Raw genomic sequence first — 13,948 nt, 5'->3', positions numbered from 1 at the left:
AACTCTTCGTTGTAAATAAAATTGTTAATCTTGTCTAGCTCTTGTAGATAAAACTCTTTGTTGATAGCGTATCTTCCTTATCTTTCTACCTTTTCAATCTTGTCAATGAACTTGTTGTTCTATTTTTTTACCCTTCCCGTTTTTACCGTCCGAAGCTTTAATACTTAAAACTCTTCCGGCTTTTCCTTTCCAGGTAAAGAACGTTTGTTTTGTTGCCCTCAAACCCTCCAGGTCTCCCTTTCTTGTCTGCGGGGCGGCAAAGTTAATCAGCTTTTTTCATTCTCCAAACTTTCGAAGAAGTTTTTTAACTTTTTATTTACTCTGCCCGTTCGCGTCAGGACACTTAAACTACTACGGGGTTTGACGCCCTTTTGGTTTCAGTTATTCCTTCAATCTTTCAGTGAACGTAGTTGTTTTTGCGCTTGCAAAGCAAGAGGCTTTTTTCCGATCTACCAAATCATTTCTGACTTTTATTTTCAATCGTTTTTTCCTTCAAAATCCTTGCTGAACGCTGCTTTCAGTTCACCCGGCCTATCCCGTGTTTCTCTCAAAGCGGGTGCAAATATAGACACTCTTTTCTGCTTTCCAACACATGGAGCAATCTTTTTCATACCCAAATCCGCACCTCCGCACTCTTGACTTTGGAAACCAACTCGTTATGCCCAAAATATTTTTTAACCCACCGACCCAGGCAAATCCACCAGCCATACCCGGGACCGGTCTGAGACCCAAAATCACCTCCAGGTGATGTTCAATACGCAATGGGGGATTTGTCATTTGGAAACATGGATTCGAGTACAATCAGATCAAAAATCCGCTTCAGAAACCAAACCGGCATCGAACTTTGTCTGGATATTAGCCCGATTAGATGAGTGTACATCATATTACATCTCAAAAGGCCTAGTTATACTATAGGTGCAAATACATCCGGCAAAATCGCCAAGACCTCCACAAAGACCACTGTTTTGCCCCTTATACTGATTTATCTACTTCCAATAACAATTTGTCTCCTGATTGGAGAGATCGAAAAGAATTACTGAATCAAACCTTATTTGCAAACTATGAACGACACTAACAATAGATGCATTCTTTCACTTGCATTATTATTACTGTCCCCCGGTAAACGCTCGGAAGACAACCCGGAATCGGAAGATCCGGTTGAAGAGGATGAATATGTAGATATTGAAAAGCTTTGCCCGCCCATAATCTGCCGACAATTATACCAAGTATTGCCAGCTAGACTAACCGATCATCCTGGAACCTGCCTAATGTCCACACCCCATCGGTACAAAAATGCCACAACTACTATTCGTACTGACGGTTCTGCAAGCGGAGTCGTCTCCGGAAGTTGGACTTATGATACCACAACACAAACGTTAAGAGTCGGAAATATTAAATTCAACGTTGAACGCAGATGCAATTTGCCCCCCCCGAATTCTACAATCGTTTTCTCAGGTCTACTTTGACCAGCGCTCCTGTTTTGGGGAAGAAAATAAAATCGCCGTTTTCATTTTTCAATAAAACATACCGAAAGACAGCAATTGAACTGCTGCCTTTTTTGCGCTTTATAACTTCGGTAAATAGCAAATACAGTTTCTGATCCGATTAAGAATAGCGAAAACATCAACTCAATATCACTCAATTTCAAAACTTTAGTCCAAATGAAATGCTTTTGAAATAATAAAAACAAAGAAAACACGTTACCTTATTTAATTAAAATAGCTAATTTGCGCAAGCAATTTTTCAGAGCAAAAGGGATGAAGCTCAAATAACAAATCACACAAATTGAATAACAAAAAATGAAACACAGATTTACAAAGACTATTACAACCCTTTTAATCACAGCCCTTCCGTTTATCACCTTTGCTCAGGGTCGATCAGTTGAAGCTGCTTATGACACCTTAACCGTTGAAGGCCAATTCGATTATCTTTTTAGCAAGTCGAATCGATTTGAAGAATACAAGGTGATGCGTATGACCAGCTATGAGGCGCTTAAGCAAAATGCACTGGATAGCATGAAAGTTTATACCGACCAGGTAGCCAAACACCAACAGGAAATCGATAACCTCAACAATAAAATTGCAGAACAAAATACAGAGATTCAAAACTTGACTGCCGAACTGGAAGACACTAAAATGATACAGGACAGCATGAGTTTTCTGGGAGCTTACATTTCAAAAGAAGCTTACAATAGCGTGATGTGGGGATTGGTAATTTGCTTACTAGCACTATCAGGTATCCTGTTCTCGCTATTCAGAAGAGGTCACTCGGTTGTAAAAGGAACAAAAAAACGCTTGGATGAAGTTCAGGAAGAACTGGAAAATCATCGCAAGAACTCCTTGGTACGCGAACAGAAACTGGCACGCGAGCTAATGGATGTAAAGTTGAAAAACAAATCGAGCAGATAGTTTAATACAAAACTCATCAATATAAAATGAAACAGGCTTCCCGATTGAGAAGCCTGTTTTTTTATGCTTACAGTTTTGCAACTTATTCCATTTCGTATTTGTAAGTACCCAAGTCACTTAAATCTGAAGTGCGGATAAACTCTGAGTGTGCTCTTACCTGAGCTTTCGCCAGACGTAAGAAGTTTTTTGCTGATTTCAGGAAAATCGCATCCCTATTACTATCAAGCAGCAGTAAGTAGCTCATAATAATGTAGCCGGCCATCTCCACCAATCGGCGGGCATGGAAGTCGACAAATTCATTATCATCAACTGCGACAACCTTATTTACCGCGTGCTCATACTCATCGGTTAAGATAATTAATTGACGACGCGAGTGCTCCAGTTCCGGAGAAAGCTTCTCTGCTTCGTACACCCGAATCTGATCCAAATATGCGCCGGTTGTAACCCCCCGAATAGCAGCCACGACCTGCAACTGGGTTGTTCCTTCATAGATTGAAGTGATTCGTGCATCCCGGTAAATTCGTTCAACCGGATAATCTTTCATAAAACCGGAACCACCGTGAATCTGCACGGCATCGTAAGCCAATTGATTACAGAATTCAGAGGAAATACCTTTACCCAGCGGCGTGAAAAAATCGGCTAGCTTTTGGTACTTCTTCATTTCGTCACGCTCTTCTTTCTCCAACTTGCGTTCTTCCGAAATATGCATGTAAGTTTTGTACATATCTACAAAACGAGCTGTCTCATACAATAAGGTCCGTGAGGCATCCAGTTTTGCTTTCATGGTTGCCAGCATCTCGTAAACGGCAGGGAAGCGCATAATCGCTTTTCCAAACTGCATGCGCTCTTTGGCATAAGCCAGTGCTTCGCGGTACGCCGCTTCCGACACACCTACCGACTGCGCAGCAATTCCTAAACGAGCACCATTCATTAATGCCATCACATATTTAATCAAGCCCATTTTACGCGAGCCAACCAATTCTGCCGGAGCATCTTTGAAAACCAGCTCACAGGTTGGAGAACCGATAATCCCCATTTTGTGCTCAATGCGCCGGACGGTTACACCGCCATCATTCTTATCGTAGATAAACATGGACAGTCCGCGACCATCTTTTGTTCCCGGTTCAGAGCGTGCCAATACCAACGAAATGTGTCCGTCGCCGTTGGTGATGAACCGCTTTACACCGTTCAAAATCCACTTACCCGATTTCTCGTCAAAAGTGGCTTTCAACTGAACGGCTTGCAAATCGGAACCAGCATCAGGTTCAGTCAAGTCCATTGCCATGGTATCTCCCTGGCAAACACGGGTCAGGTATTTCTCCTTTTGTTCCGGTGAAGCATATTCATTGATCGTTTCTGCACAATCCTGCAAGCCCCATATATTTACAAAACCTGCATCGGCGCGCGACACAATATCGGCAGCCATAATATAAGGTACAATCGGGAAGTTCAGCCCACCGTATTGGCGAGGTAACGACATCCCCATTAAACCTGCTTTGTTCAATGCTTCAATATTTTCGGAAGTACCACGAGCATAAACCACATGGCTATCAACCACCTGTGGACCTTCAGCATCGATCGACTCTGCATTTGGAGCAATAATATCACCACAAATTTCGCCAACCACTTCCAATACTTTGTCGAAATTGTCCATGGCATCTTCATGATCCATTGGCGCAAAATCGAATTTTCCTTTTTCGGTGAAATTCCTTTCCTTCAAACGGACAATCTTTTCCATTAAAGGATGATTTAATTGGAATCTCAGTTCATTATTATCGGTATAAAAATTAGCCATTACAATAAGTTTTGAGGTTGATTACTTGGTGTTCGTCTTGTAATACTTGATCATTTTCGGGATCACTTCCGCTACATCGCCTGTTATGACATAGTCGGCAACGGCATTAATCGGAGCTTCCGGATCAGTATTAATGGCGATAATCTGCGCCGATTCTTCCATTCCGGCACGGTGTTGAATTTGCCCTGAAATTCCACACGCGATATAGAGCTTCGGACGAACTGTAACCCCGGTTTGTCCGATTTGGCGTTCATGATCGACATAACCTGCATCAACAGCAGCGCGCGATGCACCAACTTCGCCTCCTAAAACTTCGGCTAAATCGTAAAGCAAATGGAAGTTTTCTTTCGATCCCATTCCGTAACCACCGGCAACTACGATCGGTGCTGCTTTCATATTCACCTTGCTTTTCTCCATGTGGCGCTCAATAATTTCCACTGCAAAATCTGCTTCTGTGACATATTTCGCAACATCGAGTTTGACTACCTTACCTTTATACTTTGGATCAAAAATTTCTTTTTTCATCACCCCTTCGCGAACGGTTGCCATTTGCGGGCGACAATCGGGGTTGATAATGGTCGCAATAATATTACCACCAAATGCAGGACGAATCTGGTAAAGCAGATCCTCGTAAACTTTCCCCTGCTTTTTATCTTCATGGTTCCCAATCACCAAGCTTGTGCAATCGGCTGTTAAACCACTGTGCAAAGCCGAAGAAACGCGGGGACCTAAATCACGACCGACAGAAGAAGCTCCCATCAGAGCAATCTGCGGTTTTTGTTCGGTAAAAAGTTTGACAATAATGGCAGTGTGCGGTAAAGTTGTGTAAGGTGCCAATCGCGCATCGTCGGCCACATAAACCGTATCCACGCCGTATGGGAAAATCTGATTTTCAATTCCATCCAGCTCGTGACCGATGGCCAAAGCTTCTAATTTACAGCCTAACTCATTGGCCAGACTACGTCCCTTGGTCATCAATTCCTGGCTTACTTCTGCCACATGACCGTCTTCAATTTCGCAATAAACGACTATGTTGTTCATGATTTTTCTCCTTCTTGATTAACCAATAGTATGATTTTCAATCAACTCGCGCATCAGATCATCAATTTCATTATCCAATGCCGAAATTACCTTTGCATCCTTGGCCTGTAACACCACATTCTCCACTGTTTTTACTTTCGTAGGAGAACCGCTCAGCCCCAGTTCTGCATGATCAACTTCAATGTCGCCCACACTCCACTCCGAAATATTCAGATAAGGACGGTCGTTATAAAGATGTAAATAGTCTTCGTTTGAATTTTGAAGTTCAGTGACTGTTTTCGCGTGCTTATACTTCATAATCAATTTCGCATTACGAGCACGACAGTCCGGAGCCGAACTATTAACGGTCATCACCATAGGGATTGGACAGCTTACCTGTTCTACTCCCCTTTCGAGCCTCCGTTTCAGAAAAACTTTACCATTCTCTATTTTCTGAACTTCTTCCACATAAGTTACCTGCGGAATACCAAGTTTTTCGGCCACCTGTGGTCCGACCTGTGCCGTATCACCGTCAATCGCCTGACGACCGGCAATAATGATGTCGAAGTCCTTCACCTTTTTCAATGCTTGAGAAATAGCGTAAGAAGTCGCCAGCGTATCGGAGCCGGCAAAGGCACGGTCTGTTAAGAGAATTCCGTCATCGGCTCCCCGAAACATTCCTTCACGAATGATTTCAGCAGCACGCCCCGGCCCCATTGTTAATATGGTCACCGTTGTTCCGGGAAAGTTTTCTTTGATGCGCAGAGCTTGTTCGAGGGCGTTTAAGTCCTCGGGGTTAAAAATCGCCGGCAAGGCAGCCCTGTTAATGGTTCCATCAGCCTTCATGGCGTCTTTGCCAACATTCCGGGTATCCGGAACCTGCTTGGCAAGAACAATCACTTTATAAGCTTTCATTTGTTTTTAAGTTTATCAGTTTATTGTGTTCAAATCCCGGATCAACTACACATATCGGGCAGACTTAGACCGGGATCTTATTGGTTTTAGGTGCAAGGCTAGCAAATATAGCCAAAGAGCTCAAAGTTTTCAAGGATTTGCAACCAAGAGCCCCAACAGGCAGGAGATGCACTGTCATATTTTTGTTAAAATCGTTTTTAACTTGCACTGAAAACGATCAAAACAAACTCAATTACAATAATTTAATACATCCTACATTCCTTTTCCTAAAAAGAATCTAAACTGTGATGCTTCCTGCTATTTAAAATCATTTTAAGCAAATAGCCAAAATCACGCAACAAAAACCAAGCTTTGTTCTCTACAATTTATCATATCTATACGCAACATAACGATCAGATAAAAAAACTTAAAATTATGGCACATTTATAAGCTTGCTTTGTTAATTTTGAAACCGAAGTATCGAACGTTAGTAATTTGTGAAGTCAAACCAAACAACCAACAAACTTATAAGGCAACTCAGGCAAAGCGACATCGTTGCTTTTAATGACTTGTTTGATCAATATAGTTCCAGACTTTATCACTTTGCTTTTGGTTATCTAAAATCAAAAGAAGATACCGAAGAACTTGTACAGGACGTGTTTACCAAAATATGGGAAACACGGAGCCGGTTAAAAGAAGAACACCAATTTCAATCCTACCTTTTCACCATTGCATTCAACCAGATCAAGAAACACTTCCGCTCGAAAAAGATCGTCGAAAAATACCTGCAGCACGAAAGCAGGGATTTAGCGGATAAACTTCTGTTAGAACCAAATGATACCTACTGGGAGCTTACAGAAACTGTCGATCGCCTGGTGGAACGAATGCCCGACAAACGCCGTGAGGTATTTGTGAAAAGTCGGATTGAAGGGAAAAATGCCCTGGAAATCGCTGATGAAATGCAAATCAGCAAAAAAACAGCCGAAAATCATCTACATGCTGCTCTAAAATTCCTGAAAGAAGAACTCTCCCGGGAAAATCTGATCGGCTTGCTTTTTTTCTATATTCACTTTTTTTGAAAAAACTTCAGATTTAGATTAGGTGTAAATGCTCACTAGCGGATACTACAGTTTGTAAACACCTGAACTAAATTTATGGAACAAAAAGATCTAGAAAGGATTGACGCTTATTATAAAGGCAATTCTTCGGAAGATGAAAAATTCGTTAGCGACCGATATTCTGACAATTCGGCTGAAGAGTCCTTGAAGGAACTATCGAAAAAGCATTGGGATCAGGCATCATCGCAAAAGGTTGATCTCCGCCACATTCTCCATAAAATTCATCGAGGCATTCAAAAACCGGATCAAAAATCCACCGATTATAAAAAACTAATCCTTCATTGGTATTCTCGGGTTGCGGCTTTTTTACTACTACCTGCTCTAATTTCCGGCCTCTATTTCGGCATTAACTATTATCAAGTTCAGCATTCCGTTTCTGAAATTCACGCTCCAAAGGGATCGAGGGTGCAATTTACTTTGCCGGATGGGTCGACCGGCTATCTGAATGGCGGCTCTACTTTAACTTATTACACAAATTTTAATAAGAATCGGCAACTGGAGCTCAATGGCGAAGCCTACTTTGAAGTCGAGAAAGATCGGCTCCATCCTTTTGTTGTGCAAACTCACATGGCCAATGTCCGGGTGCTGGGAACAAAATTCGACGTACGTGCTTACACCGAGGACGATGAGTTACTCACCACTTTGGTTGAAGGCAGCGTAAAGGTCTTCAACAAATCCACCAACGAGACAAGCCTTTTGGAACCCGGACAACAAAATCGGATTGACACGCAAGATGGTCGCATGTCAAATAGCCCGGTTAACACCAAATTTTACACATCGTGGAAAGAAGAAACCTTGCAGTTTGACAACACACCTTTTAACGATGTATTGAAACAAATGGAGCGTTGGTACGGAGTGGACTTTATCATTGAGAAGGACATGAAAGATACTCAAAACTACACGATGACCATAAAAACAGAGAGCTTACGGGAAATGCTTCAGCTAATGGCCTTAACAACCGCCTTTAAATACAACATAAATGGTAATCAAGTAATTATTAAATCACTAAACGAATAAAGTATGGCATAAAAAACAGGAGGAAAGTGTTGACGCACCTTCCTCCGAAATTTCAAACCTCTGAAGGTTTAAAAGTTAAAACAATAGCAAAACAAACTTATGAAAAAAAAGACATTTTGTGACAACAGCAGGTTGTTATATTATCTGCTGCGATTAAATCGTATTATGAAACTAACAACATTACTACTACTCATCTCGTTTATGGCTGTTCAGGCGGAGGGTTTCTCCCAGGCAACAAGTCTGAACATCAACATGGCCAACACAACCATTAAAGATGTGCTTCGGGAAATTGAAGATCAGACCGAATATTTCTTCATGTATAACGATAGTAAAGTTGATGTTCAACGCAAGGTTAACATCAATTTGGAGAATAAATCGGTGGAAGAAGTTCTAAACACCCTTTTCGAAGGCACGAGCACGGATTATGTCATTAAAAACCGACAAATCGTTCTTTACCCCGAGAACCAAGACGCGAAAGAAACCCCTAAACCGATGAAAACGACACAGGGAATAAAAAGCGTGACTGGTAGAGTTATCGATACCGAAGGCCTGCCTTTACCAGGTGTTACTGTGGTGGTAAAAGGAACAACGAACGGTACAATCACCGATCCAAACGGAAATTACAGTTTGAATGACTTGCCCGCAAATGCGACGCTTATTTTTTCGTTTTTAGGTATGAAAATGCAGGAAGTCCCTGTTAGCAAAGGAACAATCAATCTTACCATGCAGGAAGAATCAATCGGTTTGGAAGAAGTTGTTGCCATTGGTTACGGTACCGTTCGCAAAAAAGATTTGACAGGATCAGTTGCTTCCGTTCAGGGCGAAACCCTGAGTAAAATTCCGGTTAGCAATACGGCTGAAGCATTGAGCGGTCGTTTGGCCGGTGTTCAGATCACAACTGCTGACGGATCTCCTGATGCTGAAATCATCGTTCGCGTTCGTGGTGGAGGGTCAATCACCGGTGATAATTCACCCCTTTATATCGTGGACGGCTTCCCCGTTTCAAGCATCAACGATATCGCCCCAACCGACATTGAGTCAATTAACGTGTTGAAAGACGCTTCATCAACCGCAATTTACGGTTCGCAAGGTGCAAACGGTGTAATCATTATTACAACGAAAAGCGCCAAAGGTGGAAAAACACAAGTGAGCTATAACGGATACCTTCAAACGAAGTCGCTAAAAAACCGCCTTGATGTACTTGATCCCTATGAGTATGTCATGATGAATTATGAATTAGCGGCGATAAACGGAGAAGATGGTATCAACGGTTTTGAAAAACGCTTTGGTGTTTATGAAGACCTCGACCTTTATAAATATCAAAAAGGAACTGACTGGCAAGATGACATGTTTGGTGCTGATGTACTTTCGCAACAACATAACATTTCGATCCAGGGAGGAAATGAAAAGACAAAATATTCGTTGAGTTCCACCTACACCAAAAACGGAGGTTTGATGGAAAACAACGACTACACCCGTTACAATGTCAACTTCAAATTAAACCACCAATTGTGGGACAACCTAAGACTCGACATTAATGCCCGTGTTGCTGACACAGAGGTAAACGGGTCGGGTACTTCAGGTGGCACCTATAAAGTTCGTACGTCGGATGCCATAACCAAAGGCCCTGTAAACGGGTTGCAGGATCAAATCGTTATTGACCCGGGTACGCTTCCCGACGATGAATACGAAGAATGGGTCAGAAGTAATCTGACACTCTCGGAACAAGCAGCTCAATACTGGAAAAGAAAAGATCAGAAAAGTTTTGCATTCACCGGAGCTATTACCTGGGATATCATAAAAGGGTTGGCTTACCGGCTGGAAGGTGGCTATACATATCGTTTTGATGACAACCAAAGCTATTGGGGGAAATACACCAGCAATGCATCTTACGCCGGAGGCGAGCCATTAGTTGACTTAGTACAACAAAGCAGCACGCAAGTAAGAGAGGCACAGACTTTAACCTACAATTTTGAATCGGGGAACCATCGGTTTGATGCGATGATTGGCCAGGAAATAAATTCATCGCAATCAAAATCAACCGACATTTACGCGACCAATTTCAGCGATGATTTATCGCCGGATAAAATCTTTGCCAATTTAGGGCTTACCGGAGGTGTTCCATCTATTTCAAGTGCCTATTCCGACGAATATAACAAAGCTTCATTCTTTGGCCGTATCAATTACGTCTTCGACGATAAATACTACGTGACCGGTACTTTTCGTGCAGATGGATCCACCAAATTTGCTGAAGGAAACCGTTGGGGCTATTTCCCCGCAGGTGCTGTTGCCTGGCGTATTAACAAGGAACCATTCATGGCTAGCGCTGAAAGTTGGGTTTCAAACTTGAAACTGAGAGTCAGTTATGGTCAAGCCGGTAATGATAAAATCGGATCAACCAAATATAAACTCAGCTACGCTATCGATGACCGCAAAGCTTATGGTATCGGTGATCAAATGGCGGGATATTACAGACCGACAAACAGTGAATTACCGAATCCAAATCTGAAATGGGAAACGACCATTACCCGAAATATCGGTTTAGACTTTGGCTTTTTTCACGAGCGCATTTCCGGCTCATTCGAAGCTTATAAAAACTCGGCTGATGACCTGTTGATTAAAAGAAATATTGTTGCCCCAGGTTACGACAGTACATTCGAGAATATCGGTTCTACGTCAACTAAGGGGATTGAATTGACGATGAACGGCTATATTATTGAAAAAAGAAAATTTACCTTATCGGCCAACTTTAACTTTGGTTTCTACAAATCCAATGTTGACCGACTGGCACCTGGACTCACCGAACAAAGCTACGCTTCAGGATGGGCCGGTACTGATAACAAAGGTTACTATGACTACAAAATCAGGGTTGGAGAACCGGTCGGTCTGATTTACGGCTGGGTCACCGACGGGTACTATACAACCGATGATTTCAGTTCATACGATCCTACAAGTGAAGAATACATTTTGAAAGATGGTGTTCAATCAATTGGTATGCTCGGTGGCCGGATTGGTGTTCGTCCCGGTACAATCAAATTGAAAGATCTTGATAATTCAGGATTCGTTGATGACAACGACAGAACAGTTATTGGAAATGCCACTCCTGATTTTTATGGCGGTTTCGGAGTCAATTCAACCTTCCAGGGCTTCGACCTTTCTTTGTTATTTAACTTTGTCTACGGCAATGACATTTATAATGCCAATAAAATTGCCTCTACTCAGCAATATCGGACGAGTTATCCAAACATGTTGAACATAATGGATGCTGACAACCGTTATACTTACTTAAACAGAGAAACCGGAGAAATCATTACTGATTTGGAAACGCTGCAAGCGATGAACGAAGGAGCAAATGCGAAAGCATTGTGGTCACCGTTCTCATTCGGAAATGCAGTTGCAGTACCACACTCCTGGGCCATTGAAGACGGATCGTTCTTACGGTTGCAAAACGTTACTTTAGGCTACACACTTCCGGCCCAATTAACTCGCCAGGTAAAAATTCAAAGGCTGAGACTTTACACGACAGTTAACAATGTATGGACTTGGACAAATTATACCGGTTATGACCCGGAAGTTAGTTCACCTGTGCGAAATAGCTCTACATCCGGTTTAACTCCCGGAGTTGATTATTCTTCGTATCCCAAAAGCTTATCATGGACATTTGGTGTAAACGTAACTTTCTAAGCTAACTTTTGAAATCTAAAAGAATACAAAAATGAATACAAAATTCCTTGCAATATTTGGATTTATATTAATCACATTTACAGCCTGTAAAGATTATCTGGAGGTAGATTCACCATCTACATTTAGCTCAGATTATATCTTTTCCAATACGGCCGATGCAAAGAAAGCCATACTAGGAGTTTATTCCTTATTTGGTGAAGACCCATATACCTCACGTATGTCATGCGTATGGATGCAAAATACCGATGTTGAAGCAATTCAACCAAGCGCCAATCCTGATGGTTCCCGTCGCGATATCTGGTCATTAGAAGGAAAAAACCTGTCCGGTTTTAGCGACATCTACAAAGCCTGGCAAAACAACTATTTGGCTATTGACCGCGCCAATCAATGTATTGAAGGCATTAAAGCCAGTGATAAAGCCGATGATCCGGATATGCAAATGATCCTTGGTGAAGCTTACTGCTTAAAGGCGTATCGCTATTTCCTACTTTGTAATTTCTGGGGCGATGTTCCCTATTTTGATGACGCAGCAAAGGCCGGCATGCAGCTAGACATCCCCAGAACAGACAAAAACTACATCTACACTGCTTGTATCCAAGACTTGGTGAACGCAGAAGAAGGAATGTACTTCGCGGATGAATATGCGGATGGAATTGAACGAATGAACCGTGAATTTGCACTTGGAATGATTGCCCGCTTATCCTTGTTTCGTGCAGGTTATGGTATGAATGCTGATGGAACAATGAAAAGGGCCGATGATTATTTAAATGTAGCAACTGACGATTCACTGGCTGTCACTTATACCTATTCAGGAACAGAAAAAACAGCCCGAACGTCAAATGATTACTACCAACTGGCAAAAGACTATTGTGAGAAACTCATCAGTTTAAGCGACCGGGAATTAAACTCCGACTTCGCAGAAATTTTCTACAACGAGTGCGTTTACAATAAACCACTTAATGACGATGTACTTTACGAAGTAGCATTCCTAGCTCAGTATGGTGGTGACGTTGGCTGGTGTGTGGGATCTACTGTTCAAAGCAGTTCCAAAGGAGCCTCAACCATCCAGGTCAACTTAACACCAACCTATTATTTCTCGTTTGATGACGACGATACCCGTCGTGATGCAACTTTCTCGCGCACTTACTACAAAAACGACAATGACAAATATTACGTCGAAGGCACAACTGGACTAGCATGTGCAAAATGGAATCGCTTGTGGTTAACATCTGATCCGGGGGCAGGCTCATCGAAAGGAACCGGGATCAATTGGCCGTTGATGCGTTATTCCGACATTCTATTGATGTTGGCGGAAGCTGAAAATGAATTAAATGGCCCGACAAGTATTGCCAAAGATGCGCTGAAACGTGTTCGCCAAAGAGCTTTCTCAGCAGAGGCGCAATCTGAAAAGGTTGATCAGTATGTTTCGAATCTGGGTTCAAAAGAAGATTTCTTCAACGCCGTTGTCGACGAACGCGCATGGGAATTTGGTGGCGAGTGCTTGCGCAAATTCGACCTGGTGCGCTGGAATAATTATGGTACGAAAATCATCGAAACGAAAGAGACACTTGACAACATGGGGAAAGCAGCGTTCGACCTGGAGCTTGAAAACCCCGATGTTGCTCAATATGCCGATTACGCCAACTATCTCTACTACCGGAAAGAAAATGGTGAAATTTCGTTTATGAATGTCAAATATCGTCCCGCCGAAGTTCCTGAGACAATTGTTGATGTCGAAGATCTGGCACAAGAAGGGAACGAAAATGCCTATGCTCGTGCAAACTGGTCGCGTAACCTCTATAGCTACCAGGATGATGAGGTTACAGGCGAACGCACCTACGATTCAGCAGACTATACCATCCGTTGCTGGAGGGGATATACCGACCCAACCGGACAATCAGCTGTCCCATATGTGTTGCCTATCTCTACAACCACAATCGGAAGCAGTGATTACCTGACCAATGATGGGTACCTGTTGAATTAATAAACGCTGTATGATTATGGCTCAAAAA

The 13,948-nt window shown here is 42.4% G+C and carries 8 protein-coding genes; 5 read left to right on the top strand and 3 right to left on the bottom strand.

Annotated elements, in window-relative coordinates; all coding sequences use genetic code 11:
- Positions 1-1,799 precede the first annotated feature (1,799 nt).
- On the top strand, positions 1,800-2,408 hold the full coding sequence (locus GJV22_RS18920; protein ID WP_163717542.1) for a hypothetical protein: 609 nt from the start codon (positions 1,800-1,802) through the stop codon (positions 2,406-2,408).
- An 82-nt stretch (positions 2,409-2,490) separates the two neighbouring features.
- Here the strand turns inward: GJV22_RS18920 and GJV22_RS18915 are convergent, their stop codons facing one another.
- The 3 genes from GJV22_RS18915 to GJV22_RS18905 all read right to left on the bottom strand — a co-directional run bounded on the left by GJV22_RS18915 (position 2,491) and on the right by GJV22_RS18905 (position 6,138).
- The gene (locus GJV22_RS18915; protein ID WP_238480362.1) at positions 2,491-4,146 is read right to left on the bottom strand and encodes an acyl-CoA dehydrogenase family protein; all 1,656 of its coding nucleotides are present in this window, start codon (positions 4,144-4,146) and stop codon (positions 2,491-2,493) included.
- 78 nt (positions 4,147-4,224) lie between these two features.
- Positions 4,225-5,244 (bottom strand): electron transfer flavoprotein subunit alpha/FixB family protein, encoded by a 1,020-nt coding sequence (locus GJV22_RS18910; protein ID WP_163717538.1) that lies wholly within the window; start codon positions 5,242-5,244, stop codon positions 4,225-4,227.
- Between the two features lie 18 nt (positions 5,245-5,262).
- Positions 5,263-6,138, bottom strand: a complete 876-nt coding sequence (locus GJV22_RS18905; protein ID WP_163717536.1) for an electron transfer flavoprotein subunit beta/FixA family protein — start codon at positions 6,136-6,138, stop codon at positions 5,263-5,265.
- Positions 6,139-6,614: 476 nt separating this feature from the next.
- Here GJV22_RS18905 and GJV22_RS18900 point away from each other — a divergent pair, with 476 nt between their 5' ends.
- From GJV22_RS18900 to GJV22_RS18885, 4 genes are all read left to right on the top strand, one after another.
- Entirely contained in the window at positions 6,615-7,196 is a 582-nt protein-coding gene (locus GJV22_RS18900) for an RNA polymerase sigma-70 factor (protein WP_238480361.1), read from the top strand.
- A 75-nt stretch (positions 7,197-7,271) separates the two neighbouring features.
- On the top strand, positions 7,272-8,252 hold the full coding sequence (locus GJV22_RS18895) for a FecR family protein (protein WP_163717534.1): 981 nt from the start codon (positions 7,272-7,274) through the stop codon (positions 8,250-8,252).
- A gap of 165 nt (positions 8,253-8,417) precedes the next feature.
- The gene (locus tag GJV22_RS18890; RefSeq protein ID WP_163717532.1) at positions 8,418-11,936 is read left to right on the top strand and encodes a TonB-dependent receptor; all 3,519 of its coding nucleotides are present in this window, start codon (positions 8,418-8,420) and stop codon (positions 11,934-11,936) included.
- Between the two features lie 31 nt (positions 11,937-11,967).
- Positions 11,968-13,920, top strand: a complete 1,953-nt coding sequence (locus tag GJV22_RS18885) for a RagB/SusD family nutrient uptake outer membrane protein (RefSeq protein ID WP_163717530.1) — start codon at positions 11,968-11,970, stop codon at positions 13,918-13,920.
- Positions 13,921-13,948: the final 28 nt, after the last annotated feature.

The sequence above is a fragment of the Mangrovibacterium lignilyticum genome (assembly GCF_010882175.1).
Classification (GTDB): Bacteria; Bacteroidota; Bacteroidia; order Bacteroidales; family Prolixibacteraceae; genus Mangrovibacterium; species Mangrovibacterium lignilyticum.
This window is presented reverse-complemented; position numbering and strand designations above follow the sequence as displayed.

Bases quoted from the DNA above. Each gene is read 5' to 3' on its own strand.
- GJV22_RS18920 (WP_163717542.1), top strand. From the start codon at position 1,800: ATGAAACACAGATTTACAAAGACTATTACAACCCTTTTAATCACAGCC.
- GJV22_RS18915 (WP_238480362.1), bottom strand. From the start codon at position 4,146: ATGGAAAAGATTGTCCGTTTGAAGGAAAGGAATTTCACCGAAAAAGGA.
- GJV22_RS18910 (WP_163717538.1), bottom strand. From the start codon at position 5,244: ATGAACAACATAGTCGTTTATTGCGAAATTGAAGACGGTCATGTGGCA.
- GJV22_RS18905 (WP_163717536.1), bottom strand. From the start codon at position 6,138: ATGAAAGCTTATAAAGTGATTGTTCTTGCCAAGCAGGTTCCGGATACC.
- GJV22_RS18895 (WP_163717534.1), top strand. From the start codon at position 7,272: ATGGAACAAAAAGATCTAGAAAGGATTGACGCTTATTATAAAGGCAAT.
- GJV22_RS18890 (WP_163717532.1), top strand. From the start codon at position 8,418: ATGAAACTAACAACATTACTACTACTCATCTCGTTTATGGCTGTTCAG.
- GJV22_RS18885 (WP_163717530.1), top strand. From the start codon at position 11,968: ATGAATACAAAATTCCTTGCAATATTTGGATTTATATTAATCACATTT.